Below are 21,729 nucleotides of genomic sequence, written 5' to 3'. Positions count from 1 at the left end.
ACGATTACTGTGCTGGCGCCGCTTTTGGCTGCGCACCATCGTGCGGGTTGGCAATCAATGCCTTTAGGTTGTTAGACATCTCAAAGTTGAGATTGACGTTTTTTGGCGGGATTGGGTTCAAGAACCACTTATCATAGATGCTATTGATTTCGCCTGAGCTAAAGACATTGGCCAAGGCTTCATCGACCACCGCTTTAAACTCAGGGTCGTCTTTACGCATCATACAGCCATAGATCTCAAACGATTGCGGCTCACCGACGATGACCCATTCATCTGGGTTTTTGGCTTTGGCTTTTTCGCCAGCGAGCAGCACATCATCCATCATAAAGGCGTCAGCGCGGCCGTTTTCTAACATCAAAAACGCCTCGCCATGATCTTTTGCTGAGATGATGTTGATGTCCATCTGATTGTCGTCATTATATTGACGGATATAGCGCTCTGATGTCGTGCCAGCGGTGGTGACTAGCGTCTTGCCTTTTAAGTCGGCAAAGTCATTGATACCGGAGTCTTTTTTGGTCAACAGACGCGTCCCAATCTCAAAGAAGCCATTGGAGAAGGCCACTTGCTTTTGGCGCTCTTCGTTGTTGGTGGTTGAGCCACACTCAAAGTCCACAGTACCGTTTTGTACCAAAGGAATACGCGTCTGCGAGGTAATAAGGTTATAGCGGACATTAAGATCAGGCATATTGAGCCTTTGTTTGACGGCCTCGACGACTTTCATCTCTAGGTCGTGGGCATAGCCTATCGGCTGATTTGGGTCGTCCGCGATATAAGAAAAAGGAATAGAAGAGTCACGGTGACCGACCACGATGGTGCCTGAGTCTTTGATTTTTTGTAGCGTGCCGTTTGCTGCACTGGTCGCGGTACCCGCCTCATCGGCAGGCGCTGTCTCACTGGTCGCTTGGTTGCTGTTATTACACCCAGCGAGGCCAAACGCCATAAAGGCCGCTAGGGTCAAGCTCTTAGAGAGAGGTTTGGAAGATAGATAGCTCATGAGATACATCCTTTTTATCACATTATCACTAAATTAAACGAGTGCTTGGACGATAAAGGGTTTATAAATCATCCCCTATCGACTGACTGGTTGTCATGCACCCTTGTCGTTGTTGCTATTGTTTATCACAATGCAACTTAATGTTACTGTACAACAAAATTGCAACGGGCGATAAACTTTTTTGTGCAAAATATAGAATGATGGTCTTTGGCGATTACCCATCTAACCCGCGACGGCCATCAGGGGTAATTGATAAGATTGATAAATACGCAACAATCCCCATAAAGTTAACAACTTCTCAATGACATAAGCCAGTTATGACTCAAGATACTCAAGCACCAAATACGGACACCCAAACCACCAGCTACAACGACATTCGCCAGCGCTTTTTTATTGAAGACTCGCCTGTACGCGGTGATGTGGTGCGTCTATCGCGCAGCTATGCGACCACGATTGCCCAAAAGCCCTATCCTGAAGCGATTAAACGCTTATTGGGTGAGATGATGACGGCGGCAAGCTTGCTGATCAGCACTGTCAAAATCAACGGTCGTTTGTCTATCCAGCTGCAGTCCTCAGACCCTGAGAGCCTGCTCAATTGGGCGATGGCGGAGTGTGACCAAGACGGCATCATCCGCGCGCTTGCCAGCTGGAAGGCCGACACCGACGCGCAAGCACAAGCGTGGGAGAGCATGACCACAGCCAAAGACGCTTTTGCGGAGCTTGGCGCGATGGGCCAAGGCGTATTGTTTATCAATATTCAGCCTGACGGCGGCGACTCTTATCAAGGTATCGTCGAGCGTAGTCATGACAATTTGGCAGACTGCTTGGCGCACTATCAAAAGCAGTCCGCGCAGATTCCAACGCTGATCAACTTAGCATCAGACGGCCTACAAGCTGGGGGTATTTTGGTACAAATGTTGCCACGTACCGCTGAGGAAACCTACGAAGTCGAGCAAAACCAAGACGCCGGCATCGATGATGACCTATGGCCGCGCTTAAACGTCCTCACGCGTACGCTAAAAGCAGAAGAGCTGACCACACTCGATACCAGCGAGATTTTATACCGCTTGTATCATGAAGAAAACATCGTGGCACCTGAGCCTGTGGCGCTATCATTTGGCTGTACTTGCTCACGCGAAAAGTGCGAGACAGCCATCGAGCAAATCGGTGAAGCAGAAGCGTTAGATATCGTCGAAGAGCAAGGCGGGACGTTTGAGATGGACTGCGGCTTTTGCGGTGAGATCTATCCGTTTGATAAAGACGATGTGACCGCTATCTTTGCTAAATAGGCGGTATCTGGTAAAACACCTCTCAATAAAAAGCCCTCAACATAAAGTGTGAGGGCCTTTTTTTATGATGCTGTGCTTAGCAAAGGCAATCTAGCCTAACCTACCTTTATACCATCAGTCCCAGACTTTTGGGATAAGAATATATCCGCGGCTGCTCGGCGTAGTCACTGCGGCCATTAGCTAACAGCCACGCCACTACTTGCTCGCGCACCCGTCTACTATGAATCAGATTCATATGACTGACGCCATAAAACAGTGCTTTATGCCCCTCAGGGACAAACAAAGCATGTTCGGCATCATCTTCTCCAAGCGCTGAGGCGACAGAGACCAGACCATCGCCCAGCAGGTGTGTCATCTTCGAGTCATAATGGGTCTCGACCAATGCACTGGCGACAAAATACGTTTTGATACCACTTGGCAAGCGCGCAGGATGCCGAAAGTCTTGCGGCAGCACACTACGACCCTCCAGCGCCCGCCAGTCTGCATCGCGAATACTACCGTGACGCAGATCAATGATACCCGCGCTGCGCATCTCGCCCAACTTGGCAAGCGAGCCTGCAAACGGCAGCTTGGCGATGATATCCTGTACATGATGACCGATACGCTCTAGCACCGCACCGTGGTGCGGTGAGCCGAGGGTGATGAGGTTGCCGGCCCGCTTGACCCAAGCCATATGGTCTTGCTCACCATAAAACAGCGCACTGCGAGCAACCAAGCCGCCCATACTGTGACCGACCAGATCGATCTGACTGATATTGGGATGCTGCTCGATCAAGTCTTGTAGTAGCTGGCACAGCTTACGGCCACTACGCGAGATACGCCGCCCCGTATTATAATCAAGGTACAGCACTGTCGCTTCAGGCTGACTGCGCGCGATGGCCTCCCCCAGATGATTGCCTTCTGCGGATTGCCAACTGAGATGACTCATACATAAGCCATGACATAAGATTACCACTCGCCCTGAGAGCGTCGCTAACTGCGTATCACCATTGCCATCATAGAGCTGCATCGGTATGGCAAGTGCGTTTTTATGATTGACCAGATGATCACCCATCACGCCGTTTAGCACATTGACCAGTTTTTTTAGGGTGTCGGGCAACGGCTGAGTGTTTTTTTGGCGCATCATGGTTTTGTAGATACGCAGCACCGTGGCCAGATTGTTGCCCACCAGTAGCATGACTTGGCGTATGGTGCCATATATACGCCCCGTGATACCCCGTTGCCAATTGTTAAGGTGGTTTTCATTAAACCGTCCCAAAGGGCGTAAAATCACCTCGCGGTGAATGGCTTCCACAATCTCTGTCACCTCCACCACGCCCATCGTCGCCAGCTGCGCAAGCCCTTCAAAAAAATCGGCATACAGCACAGGATGTGTCGTCACGGCATTGGCATCATCGGCTTGCAGTTTGATGATTTCGTCGATATCGATGGCGGCTAGCTGATCGATTTGCTCATACAGGTCGCTATGCGGCGCTACTGTGTGGTCTGTGGCGGCAGTCTCTGAGGCAAAATGCGCGGCCAGCTCATGACCTGCTTTATCTGAGCTATCAGGCCTCATGCTGTCTTTATAAATAATCTCTACACTGTCCATAGTGTTACTCGTTAGTGCGTTCATAAAATGGACACATTTGGTCAAAAGATATTTATATACTAGCCTGTAAACGCTTGCAATAGAAAAAAATGATGTAACTGGTAGCCGCTTTACGATAAAACGTCGTGACATCTACCGCTACTCACAGAAAAAAAACCCCAAGCCAGCGCTTGCGGTTTTAGCTAACATCACTATCCATATTTATAATCACCGTGCCGCCGCTTTACCATCGCAGCCGTTCACTATTTCAGCCATTTCACTACCGTAGCCGAGTCATCCAAGCGCTTTAAGTAAATGATTCTGCCAATATGACATCGCCATCTTCGCGAGTAATCATCACGGTGGCCGAGCGCGGCGTACTACCTCCAGCCACCGCGCCCCATGTGTTGCCAGGATGCTGAATGTTGATAAATAACGTTTTAAAATCTGGCGTCATGGTGATGCCTGTCACCTCACAGCCTTCAGGACCGACAAAGAATCGTTTAATGTTGTCGTTACTGGCAGGCATACCAATGCGCGTTTGCTGTCCTGCTGACGTCGTGATAGTCGTACCATCGCTGACTTTGCCCGGTAATGCCGCAAGCAGCATACAGCTGGTAGTGTCGGTATACGCACCATCATCCGTTTGAATCCATAACACACCACGTGGATCAAAATACAAACCATCAGGAGAAGACAGATCATTGCTAGCACTTAACTGCGATAAATTCTCTGCGGACAGATCACTTGGTGCACCAAACAGATAGATATCCCACTCAAAACTGGTTGCGGCATGATCGCCGCCCGTCTCTGCCCAGCGAATGATATGACCATTATCATTTCCGCGGGATTTGCCGCCCACTTCGTAGCTACGCGGGTTAGCAGCTGATAAAGGTTGGTCATCACGCACACCGCGATATTTATTGTTGGTCAATGTCACATAGACATCGCCTGTCATGGGGCTCACCGACACCCACTCTGGTCGATCCATCTTGGTCGCACCCAAGGCATCGCCAGCAGCGCGAGCATAGACCAACACCTCATCTTGCCCAGCAAAGGGCAGCTCAGCATTGGTCGCATCAAGTCCATTTTGTCCATGGACCAGTGGCCGCCACTCGCCGCGACCGTCTTCGTGAAACACCGCCACATACAGCGTGCCTTCATTTAGGTATTTGTCACCAGCTTTGAGACCGCCACCGATATCCGCATTTGACCATCGTGCCTTTGAGACAAATTTATAAATATACTCGCCGCGCGCATCATCCCCCATATAAAACACCACAGGTTTGCCTTGCTTAACGGGTGCATAGGCACAGTTTTCATGGGCAAATCGACCCATGGCGGTACGTTTTTGCGGTGTAGAGTTTTGGTCAAACGGATCAATCTCAGTGATATAGCCAAAGGTATTAAAGCCATTACGATAATCATCAGCAGCACTAGCACCAACAGCAGTCATATCCCAACGTGAAAACTCGTCTGTGATGATGGCGTCTTTGGCGTCAGGCGTGTGCCATAGATATCTAGAGCCTGGAGAGTTTTCTGGTGCACCGTAACGCTCGCGACCATAGTTATCACTGGCGCTTAACTGACTGGCATCTTGTCCGCGTGCAAACACACCCAAGAAGTTCTCTTCTGTGGTCAGGTAAGTGCCCCAAGGTGACAAGCCTGCACCGCAGTTATTATTAATGCCGCGCGTCTGAAAACCTGTTGGGTCAAACTTGGTTTTGACCAAATCAGAACCTGCCACAGGGCCTGCCAACTGCGCGGTCGTACTACTAGTGATACGTCGATTGTATTTGGAGTTTGGCACCATCTCATAGCCCATACCATTTGCGCGGCGCTTCATCTCAACCACGGCCACACCATGGCAGTTGACTTCACGGCGCACATCGCTGGCAAGGCGGCGGCGTTGGAATAAAGGCGCAGCATCTTTATCTTCGATGACATAATAGCCAAACGGGCTTAGCTCCTCACTATTCACATATTCGTGATTCATAACCAGTAGGCCATTCTCTGAGGCTTTGGCATCGTACGCATTGCTGTTTTTGCCAAAGAACCACATGCCATCATGGTTATCGCCCATGCGCCATTCAAATGATTCTGCCGACTGCTCACGATTGTCTTTCCAGTCGTCAAGGCCAGGCATCAGCGGTGTGCCAAGCGGCAGTATCATCTCTGCCTTGTAACCTTCTGCCACCGTCATCGTCTCAGCAGTTGAGTGCGCTACGGCCTTAAACTTTAATGTTTCAGGACGCTTCAAATCACCTTGCGCCGGAATAGCAGCATCATTGCCATCTTCGATAATAGGACTGCTGATATTGTCATCGTCATCACTACAACCAACCAAAGGTAGCGCACCAAAAAACGCTGCTGCCGTCAACCCTGTACCACCTTTTAGAATACTACGGCGATTCAGACGGCGATTAATAACTGTCTGAAAATCAGTATTATTAGTAGGGTTTGAATCTTCAACGATTTCGTGAGCGAGCTCTAGTTCTTTATTCAATAATGTCATTATCAGTCACCTTGCTATTGGGCTAGATTGGCGGAGAGTGGGTCGCGGCTTTATCAAATCCACCACAACGATATAAGTTACGCTCAAGTCTACCGAGCATTTATGACAGTACGTTGACAATAACTGCTAAATTATCACTCAGCGACCCACCAAAGGCTGTCAGATTGTTACAGAGATAAGCGTCAACCATGCTCATCAAATAGCTTCCTAAAACACTCTCATAAAAGCCATTGTCATAAAAACCACTCCCACAAAAGTCATTTTCATAAAAAACAGCGCCAATAAAAAAAATCCCAAGCGGTCACTTGGGATTTTTTAGACAATTTCATTAGATAAAGTACGCACTAGCTAGGCAATATCCTAGTGTACTTCTGCCTGCCACTCATGCGCGCCAAGCTTTAGGGTCAGCGTATCACCAGCATGTAACACCCCAACACCCCTTGGCGTACCCGTCATAATGACATCGCCTGCCTGTAAGCTAAAGGCATGACTGATATTGACCAGCAGCTCATATACCGGAAACAGCATCAAAGCAGTATCGCCGTCTTGCTTGAGGCTATCATTGATATACAGCTGATAGGCGACATTGCGAAAGTCGCCAAACGCTTGGGGATCGAGCCAGTCAGCCAGCACACAAGCGCCATCGAAGCATTTGGCGCGCTCCCATGGATGGCCTTTTGCTTTTAGCTCAGACTGCAAATCGCGCAAAGTCAGATCCAGCCCCACCGTCACCGCACCGATGGCTTGCGCTGCTTCCTCCATCGTCGCAGCAGATAAGTCTGTTGCCAGCTGGATACACAGCTCAGTCTCATAGTGCGTGTCGCCAAATACTGCCGGATCTGGACGGACCACGCCTTGGCGGATAGACACCACCGAAGAGGAGGGCTTCATAAACAGCATCGGCGAGGTAGGTACCTCATTGCCCAGCTCGCGAGCATGCGCGGCGTAATTACGACCGACACAAACCACTTTACCAATCGGCGCACGCAAGCTTTGATTGGCATCGGTCATGCTCTCATCATTATTGGCATTGGCGGCGATGGCATTGACCAGCGACATATGGGGCGATTGACTCATACTCGGCTCTCATAGCAAGTTATTCACAAACATCAAAAGTGGCGATGCTGACTGATATCCTTAAGGGATGGTATTGGTCACCACATCGGGTGGTACATAGCTGGCATGGCGATTCATACGTTTTTCAAACATTCTAAAACTAAACAAGATCACCCACGTCAATAGCAGATAAATGACACCTGCTGCAAAAAACAGCTCCATCAAGGTATAGGTTCGCGCACTGATCGTCCGCGCCACCCCTGTGATGTCCATCAAAGCGATGGTCGAGGCCAGCGCACTACCCTTTAGCATAAAGATGACTTCATTACTATAAGCAGGGATGACGATACCAAAGGCGCGCGGCAGTGTCACGCGGGTCAGCTTTTGCCACTTCGACATACCCAGCGCATCCGCAGCTTCTAGCTCGCCTACGGGAATGGCCTGAATCGCACCGCGAATGATCTCTGCCAAATACGCACTGGTATTCATGGTGAAGGCGATGATCGCACACCAGTAAGCTTGACTAAGCACCGGCTCCCATAAAAACGAGTCACGCACCGCCTCAAACTGACCCAGACCATAATAAATCAAAAATATCTGTACCAGCAGCGGTGTACCACGGAAAAAGAAAATATATAAAAACGGTAATATCTGTACTGCCCAATTTTTCGATAGGCGTAGCAGCGCTAAAATCAGACCAAAAAACAATCCGATGATACCTGATATCACCACCAGCTGTACGGTCAGCACCGCACCACCCATCAAATCAGGGATATGGTCAAAGATGACCTGCCAATTCCAATCCATAGTCTCTCTCCTCTACCCTATGGTCGATTGACGTTGTGTTGACTGACGGCTGATTTTTTTGGCGTAGCGCGCCGCTGGATTGGCACGCCACTCAAGCCACATCATAAAACCGGTAATCAACATGGTCAGACCCAAATAAATAATGGCCGCCGCCATATAAAACGTAAATGGCTGCTGTGTCGACTGCGCAGCCCGCGAGGACTGATACATGATGTCCTTAAGGCCCACAACCGAGACCAGCGCTGTGTCTTTGAGCAGTACCAAAAACAAATTGCCCAAACCTGGCAAGGCAATCTGCCACACTTGCGGCAAGGTGATACGATAAAAAGTCTGCAGCGGACGCATACCAATCGCTTGCGCGGCCTCGCGTTGCCCGACTGGAATCTCTTGAATCGACATGCGAAAAATTTCGGTCGCATAAGCACCAAAAGCAATCGAGAGCGCCATGACCCCGCCCCAAAACGCGCTAATCTCGATATAATCGTTATAGCCGAATTTTTTGAGGATGCTCATCAGCAGTATGGAGCCGCCATAATAAATAAACAGCACCAACAACAGCTCAGGTATGCCGCGCATCGTAGCAGTATAGACAGTCGCCAGCTTACGTAGCACCCAGATATTGGACATCTTTGCTGTCGCGCCGAGTAAGCCCAAAGCCATGCCGATGACTAGGCTAGTCAACGCAAGCTTTATGGTGACGGTAGCGCCGCTTAATAAAAGCGCGCCAAATCCTTGTAAATCAAACACAATTATCCACTCAGTCTCTTTATATTAGCAAGTTGCAAAATATGAGTTAAAAGAATCAGCATCAATAGCTGAGCGCGGCTGATAGTCGTATAAAAAACCGCATAGACGGGCGGTTTTTTGCGTCATAGAGTGACGTGATATTCATACGACTATGGCGACGGTAATTGACACAGTAGAAATGAGCGCTGATTTTATCATATTCGCTCGCCGCTATGTTAATACTCAGACGTAAAAGCGTTGCCTAAATAGACACTTATCAGGATAAATAGCAAACAAATCAGATAGATTTGATAAAAATCGACCTTTCTGTGCAGCCATAAAGCACCGATCTGCCCAAAACAAAAAAGACACCGCCACTGGCAATCCAATGGCAATGTCCTTGTGCTGACTAATTAATAGCTAATGACCTTATAATGACCTTGTAATGACAACCACGCCATAGAATATCTCAGCAGACCTGTGGTTTTACCAAACACGGGGCGACAAGCTTACTGCGCTGCGTCATCTACTGCTGGCGTTGCCGCTGCACTGGTAGGCACGGCAAAGTATTTTTCATTTATTTTATCATAAGTGCCATTGGCCTTGAGATTGGCCAGCGACTGATTGATTTTGGCTTGCAATGCTTCATCGTTAGGACGCACGGCAATCGCAAAGTTATCATTGATATCGATCTCCTCGCCTTTGAGTGCATAATTGCTGCCTGATGGCGAGCCGAGCCACTCTAGCGCTGGCAGTTTATCAGAGATCATGGCATCGACGCGATCTGAGCCCAAATCCAAAAAGGCATTACTCAAGGTATCATACAGCTTGATATCGGCCTTTGGATAGGCGTTCTCCAGCCACTGCAATGAGATGGTCGAGCGCTGAGCGGCGATAGAGTGCGCATTGATGTCGCTGCTATTGGTAGGATCAAAGCTGCTGTCCTTTTTGGCCAAAAACACCAGCGCATTACTAAAGTATGGCTCGGTAAATGCCACCTGCTTGGCGCGCTCAGGCGTGACCGACATCGCCGCGACGATGGCATCGTACTTACCCGCCTTGAGTCCTGGAATGATACCATCCCAGTCTTGCGCCATGATCTCACACGTCATCTGCATGTCAGCGCAGATGGCATTGGCAATATCGACATCAAACCCGCCAAGACTGCCATCAGCATTGGTATAGTTGAACGGCGCATAAGCACCTTCGGTACCGATACGCAGCACTTCACCTGTCGCAGCAGCGGCGGCTGTGTCTTGAGAGTCATCAGAGGCGGTTTCGTTTTGACCAGTACCACAACCGACCAACGTAAAAAGCGCACTTATCGCGACAAACGGTGCTAAACAACGTCGCCCGCTGATAGGGCTTTTGGCAGGTACAGTGGCGACGGCGCGGCGGTGGTCAAAACGATTATTCATGATCATCCTTGAGAGTTGTGATAAAAACAATACCCATCGCTACCCTACGCCAGTAGTCATAGAGATGACCCTATGCGCCCAAATAGCGATGAGCGGTAAGATTAGTTCGTTGCGGCTTCTGCTTGCTCTTGGTCAGCGATGACCGCATTGGCATCGACATCGCCATCATCAACGACCAGCACTTCTTCCACACCTTCTGTGGCGACGGCTTTTTGCGCAGCGGCGGTTGAGCTGGTGCCAAAATAGCTGCCCGTGATTTGATCGTAGGTGCCGTTGGCTTTTAGCTCAGACAAGGCTTTGTTGAACTTCGCTACTAGCGGATCGCCTTTACGAAAAGCAATACCCATCGCATCATCGTTGCTGCTGATCTCATTGCCTTTGACTTCGTAGTTTTGTCCAGCTTCTGTTTTTAGCCAGTCAATACCTGTCACTTTATCAGACATCATACCGCGCACGCGACCTGAGGTAAGGTCTAGATACGCGTTGTCTTGTGTGTCATAGAGTTTGATATCCGCATCGCTGTGCTCATCTTGTAGATACTGTGAAGCAACGGTTGAGCGCTGAGACGCAATCGGCTGGCCTTTGAGCGAATCGATAGCGAGGTCATCGCCTTTTTTACCGATCAAGATGATACCGCTGTGGAAGTAAGGGTCACTAAAATCCACCACTTCTTTACGCTCAGGGGTGATGGACATACCCGCGATGGCGGCATCAAATTTTTGTGCATTGAGACCTGGGATCAAGCCATCCCAATCTTGTGAGATGACTTCACATTCTGCTTTCATTTGCGCACATAAGGCATCGACCAGCTCAATCTCATAGCCGATCAGTTTGCCATCAGCATCGGTATAACTAAAAGGCTTGTAGCTCGATTCGGTAGCGATTTTGATGTTTAACGGGGCGTCTGCTGCATCTGCCTCGGCGCTGTCTGCTGGTGCCGAGCTATTGTTACAGCCTGCCAGCATTAGCATGGCCGCGCTTAGTGGCGCAAGCCAAAGGGCTTTTTTGCTCATAGAGCGAGTCATTGAAATTGTCATAGGGTTATTCCTTAATATATTTACCAGCCTTTTGTCACTCATGACTTATGGATTACTGTTTGTTTATAAGGCGGGTCAGTATTCGTTTGCTGACACGCCCGACAGCTTATTGACTAAAATTCATCTGCTCAAGACGCGCCAATTCACCGTTGCTACGGATTTCGCTCAGGGCTTTGTTAAAGTCTTCTTTGAGTGAGTCGCCTTTGCGCACGGCAATGGCAATATTATCGTCATTGTCAATTTCATCGCCTACAATACCAAAGCCTTCGGTATTGTCTGCCAGCCAAGATTTGGCTGAGACTTTTTCGGCCAATACCGCATCGCTACGGCCTGATTTTAGGTCCAAATAAGCGTTGTCGTAGTTGTCGTACAACTGCACGGTGTTGCCGTCTTTACCTTCGTAGTTATCTTGTAGATAAGCGCCAGGCGTGGTCGAGCGCTGACCACCGAGCGTGAGGTTTTTGATCGAGGTCGGATCAAAGCTACCATCGGTTTTGGTCAGCCAAACCATGGTATTGGCAAAGTATGGCTCGCTAAAGTCTACTTTTTCTTGACGCTCATCGGTGATAGACATACCTGCGATTACCGCATCGTATTTTTGTGCCAATAGGCCTGGGATAATACCGTCCCATTCTTGAGCGACGATTTCACAATCCGCCTGCATTTGCTCGCATAGCGCATTGGCCACATCGATATCAAACCCGCCCAAGCTGCCATCGGCATTGGTATAGTTAAAAGGAGGGTAAGCGCCCTCGGTGGCGATACGAATGGTCTTGCCAGCGGTTTCTGCTGCCGGTGCATCGGCATTGGTATCAGCAGCTTCATTGGCTGGTTGGCTACAAGCGCTCAGCATCAACGCTGCAGTAACGGTCATCGACGACCACAATAGGCGAGAATTCGACATCATACGTTCCTTAAATTCTGATGAGTTTTTGATATAGGGTTCTGATATTTTGTTCTCTGACGTCCCTGCCAGACAAGCAATATAGATAGCAGAATAGATAGACAGACAGCCGTCATACACGGCCGCCTATAAACCTTCTGATAATACCTGAGTAAAATATCAAAAACAAACGTTTTACATACGGACTGTTATTGTTGGGTAATAAACCATCAATGTTAATGACCACATAGCCATGACTAAAAATCATGACCAAGCGTTAGATTTTATTATAGAGGTGATTTTCAGGCTTAGTTAATTAGTTAACTCGCTTTAGGACAGCAACGGCCGCGCTGTCCTAATTTTTTAATGCTATTTTAGTTTTGTAATACAGTACATAGCAGCCATGTGGCTAGTTTTGGCGGTGAGAGGACATAAAGTCCTTAACGCGCTCAGAGGTAGGATTGTCAAATACTTGCTCAGGCGTGCCAATCTCCTCAATGACGCCTTGGTGTAAAAACACCACCTTACTTGAGACTTCACGAGCAAAGCGCATTTCGTGAGTGACAATGAGCATGGTACGCCCTTCCTCTGCCAGCTCGCGCATCACCGCCAGCACCTCATTGACCAACTCAGGATCGAGCGCCGAGGTCGGCTCATCAAATAGCAGTACTTGCGGCTGCATGGCAAGCGCGCGAGCGATGGCGACACGCTGACGCTGACCACCAGAGAGATTAGCCGGATAGGCGTCTTTTTTGTCAAGCAGCCCTACTTTGTCGAGCAGTTTTTCGGCATCACTGATGGCTTGGTCTTTTTTGATTTTTAGGACCTGCGTCGGGCCTTCGATGATGTTTTGCAAAATGGTCTTGTGCGGCCACAAGTTAAAGTTTTGAAAGACAAAACCCACGCGCGCGCGCAAGCTTTCTAACTGCTTGATATCTGCCGCTTGTAGCTCGCCTGATTTGGCAGGCTTTAGCATCAGCTCTTCATCACCGATGAATATACGACCTTGATTGGGCTTCTCTAATAGGTTAATACAGCGCAGCAACGTAGATTTGCCTGAGCCGGACGAACCCAAAATCGAGATAACATCACCATCATAGGCGGTGAGCGACACCCCTTTTAGCACTGCTAATGAGCCGTAGCTTTTATGGATATCTTGTAAATCTAAGGCGATAGGCCGAGTCGGATTTTTTGCAGTATCAAGCATGGTTTAGCAGACTTCCAATAAATATGAGTGAAAACACGAATAAAAATGTGCCATTGTCTCTTATTCCGCAGCAAAAAGGCAAATATTATCTATATCAGGTACCTAGGCGTTTGGCCCGTGTGCCACGTTGGCCGCCCTTTACCCACATAAAAAAGCCCAGTCTGCATCGACAGCACTGGGCGTTATTTTATCACTTTAGCAAGCTTGGCGTGCTGTTATCTTATCGCCTTTGACGCCTACTTGATTTGATGCCTACTTATCTGTAAAAAACATCAGGCACCACCTATCATCTAATCATCTAATCATCTAATCATCTCATCATCTCATCATCTAATCTAATCATCTAATCTAATCATCTAATCTAATCATCTTATCTAATTATCTTGTCTAATTATCTTGTCTAATTATCTTGTCTAGTCAGACCGATTAATAAGTCGAGATGTGCTCTGAGCTCTCTGTACCATCCAGCACTTCGGCATCGTCAGCAGTTGCCACCGCGACATCATCATTGTCACCTACCGCCATTGCGTCATCGACACTGGTATCAGCACTTGCCACTGCCACATCATCAGAAGACTCTGCAGTCGCAACACCCGTCGCCTCGGTCTCTACTGTGGTTTGTGCGTCGACAGCAGGCTCGGTCTCCATCGGCGCATCGTCTTTTTTGCCACAAGCGCTGAGTGTCAAGGCGGCCGCCACCAATCCAATAGTTAGCCAGTTTTTGTCCATTTTATAGAGCATAACCATGTCATTCTTCCTCATTAATACAGAGTATATTGATTCATTTAACAGGAGCATGGGCGTTCGGCTGCCCCTACTTGACCCTTCACTATACTAACGATGTCGTTTGACTACCTTAGTAGTTACAGCACAATTGTGTTAAAAACAGGTAACTATCATGTAACCGCCCCTGACACACCGCTGAAAGTCGACAAATAGATGCGGTCAAGCGGGCGCTGTTCACAAAATCGTCTTTACTATCGACGCAATCTCCTCTATGTTAAATAGCACAATGCCATCTGAGCATTTAACCTTCTATATTTGTTAAACTTTTGCCTTGCTAGGCGCTTTTATTATTTATGGCATTGATCGCCCTGTCAGACACTGATAACCATAAGGACATATTTATGACTCAAACCACTACCACAGACGTTACCGCTTATATGCAAACGGTCGGCAAGCAAGCGCGCGCCGCCTCACGTGCCCTCGCGGCAGCCAATACTGGCGATAAAAACGCGGCGCTGATGGCGATTCATGACGTACTAAAAAACGCCAAATCAGACATCTTGGCCGCCAACAAAATCGATATGGACAACGGTCAAAAAAACGACTTGGACACCGCGCTACTAGATCGCCTTGAGCTGAACGACGCGCGCTTCGATGGTATGTTACAAGGCCTAAAAGACGTGGCGGCCTTGCCTGACCCTATCGGTGAGGTCACTGACATGACCTACCGCCCCTCTGGTATTCATTTAGGCAAAATGCGCGTCCCCCTCGGTGTGGTCGGTATGATTTATGAGTCGCGCCCCAACGTCACCTTAGAAGCCGCCTCTTTGGCGCTAAAATCAGGTAACGCCATCATCTTGCGCGGTGGCTCTGAAGCTTTTGAGTCCAATCAAGCACTGGCCAAGTGTATCCTACAAGGACTAAAAAAGGTCGGCCTATCCGAGCACAGCGTGCAGGTATTACAAACGACGGATCGCGCGGCGGTCGGTGAGCTGATCACCATGACAGACTACGTCGATGTCATCGTACCTCGCGGCGGCAAAGGCTTGATCGAGCGCATCAGCCGCGATGCCAAAGTACCGGTCATCAAGCACTTAGATGGTAACTGCCATACCTTTATCGATAGCGATGCCGATGCCGAAACGGCGATTAAAGTCAGTGTCAATGCCAAGACCCACCGTTATGGCACCTGTAATACCATGGAGACACTATTGGTCGATGAGCATGTCGCAAGTGAGCTGTTGCCAAAGATTGCCGAAGCCATCATAAAAGCGGATGACGCCATGCAACTGCGCCTTGATAATAAGGCACAAGCCATCTTAAATGACAATGCGACCTTGCAAGGTCATCTATCAGCAGCCACTAGCGAGGACTGGGATACCGAGTATCTGGCCCCTATCTTGGCGGTTAAGGTGGTATCTGGTATCGACGAGGCCATTGAACATATCAACACCCATGGCAGCCATCATACCGACGTTATCATCACCGACAACTATACCAAGTCGCAGCGCTTTATCCGTGAGGTTGATTCGGCCAGTGTGATGATCAATGCTTCTAGCCGTTTTGCCGATGGTTTTGAGTATGGCTTGGGTGCTGAGATTGGTATCTCAACCGACAAAATCCACGCGCGCGGCCCTGTAGGGCTCGAAGGTCTGACCTCACAAAAATGGATCGTCTATGGTCACGGCGAGACGCGCGCGTAACTTATCACATATTTATCGACCACTTATCAAAGGAGAATTGGGCGCAAACCTATCATCCATCGCCTAACTTCACGTATAATCCACCAAAAACGTCAGCCAAGTTGCTGGCGTTTTTTGTTAAATTGCTGCTGTGTGGTGTTCAGCAGCCAAGGGTAGCAAACAAAAAATAACTTTTATCTATCTAGGGCGTTATTACCTTGATATTCGCCATGAGCAAGGTGTTGATTTTGAGCCGAGCTTACGATATAAACCCACCCTTTGATAACGTTTTGCTCACGTCCGTATCGGTTGTGGCGCAAACCATCATGCGATAGGCTTTGCTGAGATCAGCAATCATGTGATAAGTAGTCCCATCATGTGATGAGTAGTCAATGTCTTCCAACGACCTAAAGGACGATGCCCTTATGCAAAGCGGCAAGCAAAACAATAACAGCCCACGTGCCACGTTATTTGGTGTGTTGTCTCTGATTGTCGCGGCGATTTATTTTTTCGCTGATATAAATGCTGATATAAATACTGGGGCATTGGTCGATCACACTGAGGGTGGTGCGGTCGCCGAGTATCGCGATAGTGCCGAGCCTGATCCGAGTATCGACTCGGCTGCCCTATCGCGGCCGGCTAACAGCGCCAGCCCTATCACCGGTGACGCGCAAATAGATCATACCATCGCGCTGATTCGACAAGGCGGGCCATTTCCTTACCCGCATAAAGACGGCTCGACTTTTTATAACCGTGAAGGCAGGCTACCGATACAGACACAAGGCTATTACCGTGAGTACACTGTGCCCACACCCGGCGTATCGCACCGCGGTGCTAGGCGTATCGTCACAGGCGGTCATCCGCCCACCATCTACTATCTGACCGTGGATCACTACGATAGCTTTCATAAACTGGAAGTAAAATAACATGAGCCAAGCCATTTATTATGTCAATCCTGACAGCACCGAGCACGATAACGCGCTACAGCAGGCAACTGTCATCCCTATCGCTGACGTACTCAACAAGCACACGTTGCTAAGCAGTCTGGCAGCAGTGTGCCATTTTCCCAGTTATTTTTCGTACAACTGGGACAGCGCTTGGGACTGCTTGACCGACAGCGATGTGACCAAGCTTGTGCTGGACTTGACGATGGTAACCAACATAACGACTAAAGACTTTACGATGTTTCAACGCATCATTGAGGACGCCTATAAAGAGTTTGGCAAGCCGCAACTGTGGGTCATAACACCGCCGACATACTCCGCTTAACCAAAAATCATCACCAAACCTGAATTCGAGATAAAGCCATATTTATCCCGAATTCAGGTTAATTTATTTTTATAGAAAGGATTAACGTATGGAAATTACCTTAAACGGCTATTACACGCTGATACTGGCCACTTTAGTGCTGCTAATGGGGCGCTTTTTGGTCAAAAGGATTAAATTCTTAGAAGATTTTAATATTCCAGAACCAGTGGCTGGCGGCTTGGTCGCGGCAATCGTGGTCTATATTCTCAATACGGTGTGGGGCTATAGCTTCAACTTTCATCAGGGGCTCCAAACTGCGACCATGCTGATGTTTTTTGCCTCCATCGGTCTCAGTGCTGACTTTAGTCGCCTAAAAGCTGGTGGCACGCCGCTGCTGATTTTTACGATCGTGGTGTCGGTGTTTATCGTGCTACAAGACATCGTGGGCGTCGCTATGGCCAGCATGTTAGGACTCGATCCTCTGCTTGGGCTAGTGACAGGTTCCATCGCTCTGACGGGCGGACATGGCACCGCAGGCGCTTGGGGCATTACTTTAGAAGAAGACTATGGCGTGGTGGGTGCGACCACACTTGGTATCGCAGTAGCCACTTATGGTCTGGTCGCAGGCGGTATCATCGGTGGCCCTGTGGCGCGCCGCCTGATTCGGCGGCTTGGTCTCAAGCCAACCCCTGCTAATCCCAACCCTAGTGATATCGAAAAAGTCGCTGGGGCGCAATCGCTATATAGCACCAAACATGATGAAGACTCTGCCCATAGCAACAAAGAAATCTTTGAAAGACCTGACAGTATGCGTTTTATCACCGCCTCCTCGACCATTGAGACGTTGGCACTATTTGCCGCCGCTTTGGCGTTTGCCGATGTGATGACGCTGCTGGCCGCCGACACTTGGTTTGAGCTACCTACCTTCGTTTGGGCGCTGGCAGGCGGTGTTATCATTCGTAATGTGCTCACCACTTTATTTAACTTCGATATGTTTGATCGCTCAATCGATGTGTTTGGTAACGCCTCTTTGAGCTTGTTTTTGGCCATGGCGCTACTGTCTCTCAAGCTATGGCAGCTGACTGATCTGGCAGGCCCTGTGCTGATCATCCTATTGGTGCAGACCGCTATTATGATCATCTATGTTTACCTGATTACCTTTAAGGTCATGGGCAAAGACTATGACGCGGCGGTGTTATCAGCAGGGCACTGTGGGTTTGGTATGGGTGCGACGCCGACGGCGATTGCCAACATGCAGGCGGTCACTGATCGTTACTTGCCTTCGCCAAAAGCGTTTTTGATTGTGCCGATGGTTGGGGCGTTCTTTGTCGATATCGTCAACGCCACGATATTACAGATATTTACCAAACTGCCGTTTATGTAAGCTATTTAATCAAAAGTTAACCTGAACTGCGCTTCATAAGCCTCGATTATTTTTATAATCGGGGCTTTTTTGGCCGTTTGGGGCTTTTTTAGGCGTTTAATATAAAAAAAGCAGAGCGCTAACAGTGCCTAACCCTATCGTTACGCAACTTTTAATGACACAAAACCCATTAGCCGTTATCAATACCTTATAAAAGTAATGAGGCATACTATGTTGATATTTGCAGTGATTGTTGTGGTATCCGGTGCTCTGATTATCGGAGCACTATGGGGGCTTTATGGCCGCTTGCCAACCTGGCTTGAGGGGAACTTATTGGCGGTCGCTGGCGGCGCGCTGATGATATCAGTGGTCATCGAGCTGGTGCAGCCGGCGGTGACTGACAGCGGGGTTTGGATTACCGCAGCTTTTGCCCTGTTGGGCGCAGTGGTATTTGCGAGTGTCGATTATCTACTCGATGAAAAGCTCAATGCCGATGGCGGCTCGGGGCTGCTGGCGGCCATCACTCTCGATGGCATCCCAGAAAACTTAGCGCTGGGTGTGGCATTAATCAGCGGCAACGTCATGCAAGTGGCGGCTCTGGCCGGCTCTATTTTGTTATCGAACCTGCCAGAAGCAGCAGGCGGTGCCAAAGAAATGCGCCGCAACGGTGCCAGCAACAAAAAAGTGCTGATGCTTTGGGTTGGGGCCGCAGCTTTATTATCACTGGCGGCTATCTTGGGCAAGATACTACTAAAAAATGTCGATGACGCCGTTATTAGTGCGATCAATTGCTTTGCCGCAGGGGCGGTTATTGCCTCTTTGGCCACCGAGGTCTTCCCGACCGCCTTCAAACACAGCAACCATTGGGCGGGTATTAGCACCACCATTGGCCTCATCTTAGCACTGGCTCTAAACCAGCTTGGTGGCTAAAAAGTATGTCAGGTAACTTTGTATAGTCAGTTCAAATTAAAGTTGTTATAAATCTAAATGCCCGCGCAATAAAAAACCGCCTAGCCATTAAGCTAAGCGGTTTTTTTCAACCTAACTGTAAAAATCAAGCAATCGAAAATTACTGGTTTTTTTCGTAAACTGGTAACTCTTTACAGATAGCTTCTACTTTGCCGCGTACTTCAGCAGCGACTTTTTCGTCACCGCGGCTGTCTAGTACGTCACAGATCCAGCCTGCCAACTCGCCTGCTTGTGCTTCGTTAAAGCCGCGCGTGGTAATCGCTGGCGTACCGATACGGATACCAGAGGTAACAAATGGCGATTTTGGATCGTTTGGTACGGCGTTTTTGTTCACAGTAATGTGGGCATCACCAAGCCATTTGTCCGCTTCTTTACCCGTCATTTCTTGCTTGACGAGGCTGATGAGCATCAAGTGGTTTTCAGTACCGCCAGAGATGATTTCATAGCCGCGCTCTTGGATGACTTTTGCCATCGCTTGGGCGTTTTTGACCACTTGCTGCTGATAGGTTTTAAAGTTGTCTTCTAGCGCTTCTTTAAAGCAAACCGCTTTTGCCGCGATGACGTGCATGAGCGGGCCGCCTTGGTTGCCTGGGAAGACAGCAGAGTTTAGCTTTTTCGCCAGCTTCTCATCACGCGCCAAGATCATACCTGAGCGCGGGCCACGTAGAGTCTTGTGCGTGGTGGTGGTGACCACATCGGCAAAGGGTACTGGGCTTGGGTAAACGCCGCCTGCGACCAGACCCGCCACGTGTGCCATATCGACAAGCAAGTACGCGCCCACTTCGTCGGCGATATCACGGAAACGCTGCCAATCAACGACTTGTGAATACGCTGAGAAGCCTGCGATGATCATCTTTGGCTTGTGCTCACGAGCCAGAGCATCAACTTGGTCATAGTCGATCAGGCCAGTGCCTTCGACGAGGCCATACTGCACGGCGTTGTAGTTCAGGCCTGAGAAGTTGATGTGCGCGCCGTGAGTCAAGTGACCACCAGCGTCTAGGCTCATGCCAAGTACGGTGTCATTGGCCTCTAGCAAAGCCAAAAATACAGCAGAGTTTGCTTGACTACCAGAGTGCGGCTGGACGTTGACGTATTCTGCACCAAACAGCTCTTTTGCGCGGTCGATGGCCAATTGCTCGATCACATCGACGTGCTCACAGCCGCCGTAGTAACGCTTGCCTGGATAGCCTTCCGCGTATTTGTTGGTTAGGTCGGTGCCTTGTGCTTCCATAACCGCTTGTGAGCAGTAGTTTTCTGAGGCAATAAGCTCGATATGGTTTTCTTGACGCACGCTTTCGGCGGCCATGGCTTCTGCAAGTACTGGATCAAACTCTTTGATAGAAATATCTTTAAACATAATAATGTCCTAGGTAGTGGCTATCGTTAATGGTAGTGTTTATCGAAAAGAAGCGAGTAGCAAAAGGAGGTAAAACAGGCAAGCACAGGCAATTGGCCTGTCATTGACGTGTCTATATCGACAATCAAATCGACACGCAGGCGTCGACATCGTCGCTAAAGTTTAAGTGTAACATGAAAATTTGTATGGTGAGCGCAAAAAAACCTCACGCTAAGCTGAACAAATTAAATGGCCTTATACTGCAAATAAATAGCCAATAAAATAAAGTATTTATCACGGTATATTTATATGCTTGGATATAAATTTTTCTATTCTCTATTGCAGCCTATCTGTGATTGTCTATTTTGGCTGAACGCGGGTAAAAACGTCTCGCTGATCAGCAGCGTCCGCCCATACCAGTCATAACGCGTTTGCCGTTGCCAGCCTTTGGCCGTCTGTGAGATAAAACGCTGATTGGGCAACGTGCGGCTGCGCTTAAACAACACATAACCGATAGGCGTACTCTTGAGCTGCTGCAAACGGCGGGCGCGGCCTTTGAGACTGGGCAACGGAAAGATGCTCTGTGCCTCGACCCACGGCTGCTCATCATTGCCATATAGGTACACCTCGCGTACCCACGCCAGCATCGGCCGATTTAGCCGCGCGCCTCGTACACCCAGCTGGCGTTTTTGTGCCAGTGTCAGCGCGCGATAGCCCTCAAATCGGCGCTCAACGCGCAAGGGCTGCCGAGCTTTTACCTCTAGTACAGCAGTCAAAGAGCCTTCGACATTGAGCCAAGCGTGTAGCTCGGCGGGCGGCGGTACAGAGCAAAACAGGTGGTTACTAGGCATAATAAGCGGCTAATGATGACGGATAAAAGACGGATAAAAAAATAGATGAGAG

Annotated in this window: 19 protein-coding genes; 6 read left to right on the top strand and 13 right to left on the bottom strand. The window is 49.0% G+C overall.

Features of this window, described 5'->3' with window-relative positions; genetic code table 11:
* Positions 1–4: 4 nt before the first annotated feature.
* On the bottom strand, positions 5–994 hold the full coding sequence (locus tag C6W44_RS06910) for a glutamate/aspartate ABC transporter substrate-binding protein (protein WP_105244781.1): 990 nt from the start codon (positions 992–994) through the stop codon (positions 5–7).
* A gap of 317 nt (positions 995–1,311) precedes the next feature.
* On the opposite strand from C6W44_RS06910, the gene C6W44_RS06905 reads away from it, so the two are divergent.
* Positions 1,312–2,283, top strand: coding sequence for an Hsp33 family molecular chaperone HslO (locus C6W44_RS06905; protein WP_105244780.1), 972 nt, complete (start codon positions 1,312–1,314; stop codon positions 2,281–2,283).
* A gap of 106 nt (positions 2,284–2,389) precedes the next feature.
* Here the strand turns inward: C6W44_RS06905 and C6W44_RS06900 are convergent, their stop codons facing one another.
* From C6W44_RS06900 to C6W44_RS06850, 10 genes are all read right to left on the bottom strand, one after another.
* Positions 2,390–3,898 carry a GPI inositol-deacylase gene (locus C6W44_RS06900; RefSeq protein ID WP_227526379.1) on the bottom strand — a complete coding sequence of 503 codons (1,509 nt, stop codon included), beginning with the start codon at positions 3,896–3,898 and terminating at the stop codon, positions 2,390–2,392.
* A 262-nt stretch (positions 3,899–4,160) separates the two neighbouring features.
* Entirely contained in the window at positions 4,161–6,368 is a 2,208-nt protein-coding gene (locus C6W44_RS06895; protein ID WP_105244778.1) for a PhoX family protein, read from the bottom strand.
* Positions 6,369–6,728: 360 nt separating this feature from the next.
* Positions 6,729–7,445: a fumarylacetoacetate hydrolase family protein gene (locus C6W44_RS06890; RefSeq protein ID WP_105244777.1), complete on the bottom strand. Its 717-nt coding sequence runs from the start codon at positions 7,443–7,445 to the stop codon at positions 6,729–6,731.
* A 60-nt stretch (positions 7,446–7,505) separates the two neighbouring features.
* Entirely contained in the window at positions 7,506–8,231 is a 726-nt protein-coding gene (locus C6W44_RS06885) for an ABC transporter permease (RefSeq protein WP_105244776.1), read from the bottom strand.
* A gap of 12 nt (positions 8,232–8,243) precedes the next feature.
* A complete protein-coding gene (locus C6W44_RS06880; protein WP_075101739.1) occupies positions 8,244–8,978 on the bottom strand; it encodes an ABC transporter permease in 735 nt (244 codons plus the stop codon).
* Between the two features lie 488 nt (positions 8,979–9,466).
* Positions 9,467–10,375, bottom strand: coding sequence for an ABC transporter substrate-binding protein (locus tag C6W44_RS06875; protein WP_105244775.1), 909 nt, complete (start codon positions 10,373–10,375; stop codon positions 9,467–9,469).
* A gap of 101 nt (positions 10,376–10,476) precedes the next feature.
* A complete protein-coding gene (locus C6W44_RS06870; RefSeq protein WP_105244774.1) occupies positions 10,477–11,412 on the bottom strand; it encodes a transporter substrate-binding domain-containing protein in 936 nt (311 codons plus the stop codon).
* Between the two features lie 106 nt (positions 11,413–11,518).
* Complete coding sequence (locus tag C6W44_RS06865) at positions 11,519–12,319, bottom strand: transporter substrate-binding domain-containing protein (RefSeq protein ID WP_199774465.1); 801 nt, start codon at positions 12,317–12,319, stop codon at positions 11,519–11,521.
* Positions 12,320–12,704: 385 nt separating this feature from the next.
* A complete protein-coding gene (locus C6W44_RS06860) occupies positions 12,705–13,502 on the bottom strand; it encodes an ABC transporter ATP-binding protein (protein ID WP_105244772.1) in 798 nt (265 codons plus the stop codon).
* A 426-nt stretch (positions 13,503–13,928) separates the two neighbouring features.
* A complete protein-coding gene (locus tag C6W44_RS06850) occupies positions 13,929–14,249 on the bottom strand; it encodes a hypothetical protein (protein ID WP_199774464.1) in 321 nt (106 codons plus the stop codon).
* A gap of 380 nt (positions 14,250–14,629) precedes the next feature.
* On the opposite strand from C6W44_RS06850, the gene C6W44_RS06845 reads away from it, so the two are divergent.
* The 5 genes from C6W44_RS06845 (at position 14,630) to C6W44_RS06825 (ending at position 19,451) form a co-directional block, all read left to right on the top strand.
* Positions 14,630–15,931, top strand: a complete 1,302-nt coding sequence (locus C6W44_RS06845; protein WP_105244769.1) for a glutamate-5-semialdehyde dehydrogenase — start codon at positions 14,630–14,632, stop codon at positions 15,929–15,931.
* Positions 15,932–16,302: 371 nt separating this feature from the next.
* Entirely contained in the window at positions 16,303–16,836 is a 534-nt protein-coding gene (locus C6W44_RS06840; protein ID WP_199774463.1) for a ribonuclease domain-containing protein, read from the top strand.
* Between the two features lies 1 nt (position 16,837).
* A complete protein-coding gene (locus C6W44_RS06835) occupies positions 16,838–17,179 on the top strand; it encodes a barstar family protein (protein ID WP_105244767.1) in 342 nt (113 codons plus the stop codon).
* An 88-nt stretch (positions 17,180–17,267) separates the two neighbouring features.
* Positions 17,268–18,542: a sodium/glutamate symporter gene (gltS, locus tag C6W44_RS06830; RefSeq protein ID WP_105244766.1), complete on the top strand. Its 1,275-nt coding sequence runs from the start codon at positions 17,268–17,270 to the stop codon at positions 18,540–18,542.
* A 210-nt stretch (positions 18,543–18,752) separates the two neighbouring features.
* Positions 18,753–19,451 carry a ZIP family metal transporter gene (locus tag C6W44_RS06825; protein WP_105244765.1) on the top strand — a complete coding sequence of 233 codons (699 nt, stop codon included), beginning with the start codon at positions 18,753–18,755 and terminating at the stop codon, positions 19,449–19,451.
* Between the two features lie 139 nt (positions 19,452–19,590).
* Here the strand turns inward: C6W44_RS06825 and glyA are convergent, their stop codons facing one another.
* Complete coding sequence (gene glyA / locus C6W44_RS06820) at positions 19,591–20,847, bottom strand: serine hydroxymethyltransferase (RefSeq protein ID WP_075101749.1); 1,257 nt, start codon at positions 20,845–20,847, stop codon at positions 19,591–19,593.
* A gap of 308 nt (positions 20,848–21,155) precedes the next feature.
* Positions 21,156–21,677, bottom strand: a complete 522-nt coding sequence (locus C6W44_RS06815; protein ID WP_105244764.1) for a chorismate--pyruvate lyase family protein — start codon at positions 21,675–21,677, stop codon at positions 21,156–21,158.
* Positions 21,678–21,729 lie beyond the last annotated feature (52 nt).

The sequence above is a fragment of the Psychrobacter sp. Marseille-P5312 genome (assembly GCF_900291405.1).
In the GTDB taxonomy this organism is placed as follows: domain Bacteria; phylum Pseudomonadota; class Gammaproteobacteria; order Pseudomonadales; family Moraxellaceae; genus Psychrobacter; species Psychrobacter celer.
This window is presented reverse-complemented; position numbering and strand designations above follow the sequence as displayed.

Coding starts and splice junctions, on each gene's coding strand:
- C6W44_RS06825 (WP_105244765.1), top strand. CDS start 18,753: ATGTTGATATTTGCAGTGATTGTTGTGGTATCCGGTGCTCTGATTATC.
- C6W44_RS06815 (WP_105244764.1), bottom strand. CDS start 21,677: ATGCCTAGTAACCACCTGTTTTGCTCTGTACCGCCGCCCGCCGAGCTA.
- C6W44_RS06845 (WP_105244769.1), top strand. CDS start 14,630: ATGACTCAAACCACTACCACAGACGTTACCGCTTATATGCAAACGGTC.
- gltS (WP_105244766.1), top strand. CDS start 17,268: ATGGAAATTACCTTAAACGGCTATTACACGCTGATACTGGCCACTTTA.
- C6W44_RS06850 (WP_199774464.1), bottom strand. CDS start 14,249: ATGGTTATGCTCTATAAAATGGACAAAAACTGGCTAACTATTGGATTG.
- C6W44_RS06870 (WP_105244774.1), bottom strand. CDS start 11,412: ATGACAATTTCAATGACTCGCTCTATGAGCAAAAAAGCCCTTTGGCTT.
- C6W44_RS06905 (WP_105244780.1), top strand. CDS start 1,312: ATGACTCAAGATACTCAAGCACCAAATACGGACACCCAAACCACCAGC.
- C6W44_RS06835 (WP_105244767.1), top strand. CDS start 16,838: ATGAGCCAAGCCATTTATTATGTCAATCCTGACAGCACCGAGCACGAT.
- C6W44_RS06860 (WP_105244772.1), bottom strand. CDS start 13,502: ATGCTTGATACTGCAAAAAATCCGACTCGGCCTATCGCCTTAGATTTA.
- C6W44_RS06890 (WP_105244777.1), bottom strand. CDS start 7,445: ATGAGTCAATCGCCCCATATGTCGCTGGTCAATGCCATCGCCGCCAAT.
- C6W44_RS06875 (WP_105244775.1), bottom strand. CDS start 10,375: ATGAATAATCGTTTTGACCACCGCCGCGCCGTCGCCACTGTACCTGCC.
- C6W44_RS06865 (WP_199774465.1), bottom strand. CDS start 12,319: ATGATGTCGAATTCTCGCCTATTGTGGTCGTCGATGACCGTTACTGCA.
- C6W44_RS06910 (WP_105244781.1), bottom strand. CDS start 994: ATGAGCTATCTATCTTCCAAACCTCTCTCTAAGAGCTTGACCCTAGCG.
- glyA (WP_075101749.1), bottom strand. CDS start 20,847: ATGTTTAAAGATATTTCTATCAAAGAGTTTGATCCAGTACTTGCAGAA.
- C6W44_RS06900 (WP_227526379.1), bottom strand. CDS start 3,898: ATGAACGCACTAACGAGTAACACTATGGACAGTGTAGAGATTATTTAT.
- C6W44_RS06895 (WP_105244778.1), bottom strand. CDS start 6,368: ATGACATTATTGAATAAAGAACTAGAGCTCGCTCACGAAATCGTTGAA.
- C6W44_RS06840 (WP_199774463.1), top strand. CDS start 16,303: ATGTCTTCCAACGACCTAAAGGACGATGCCCTTATGCAAAGCGGCAAG.
- C6W44_RS06885 (WP_105244776.1), bottom strand. CDS start 8,231: ATGGATTGGAATTGGCAGGTCATCTTTGACCATATCCCTGATTTGATG.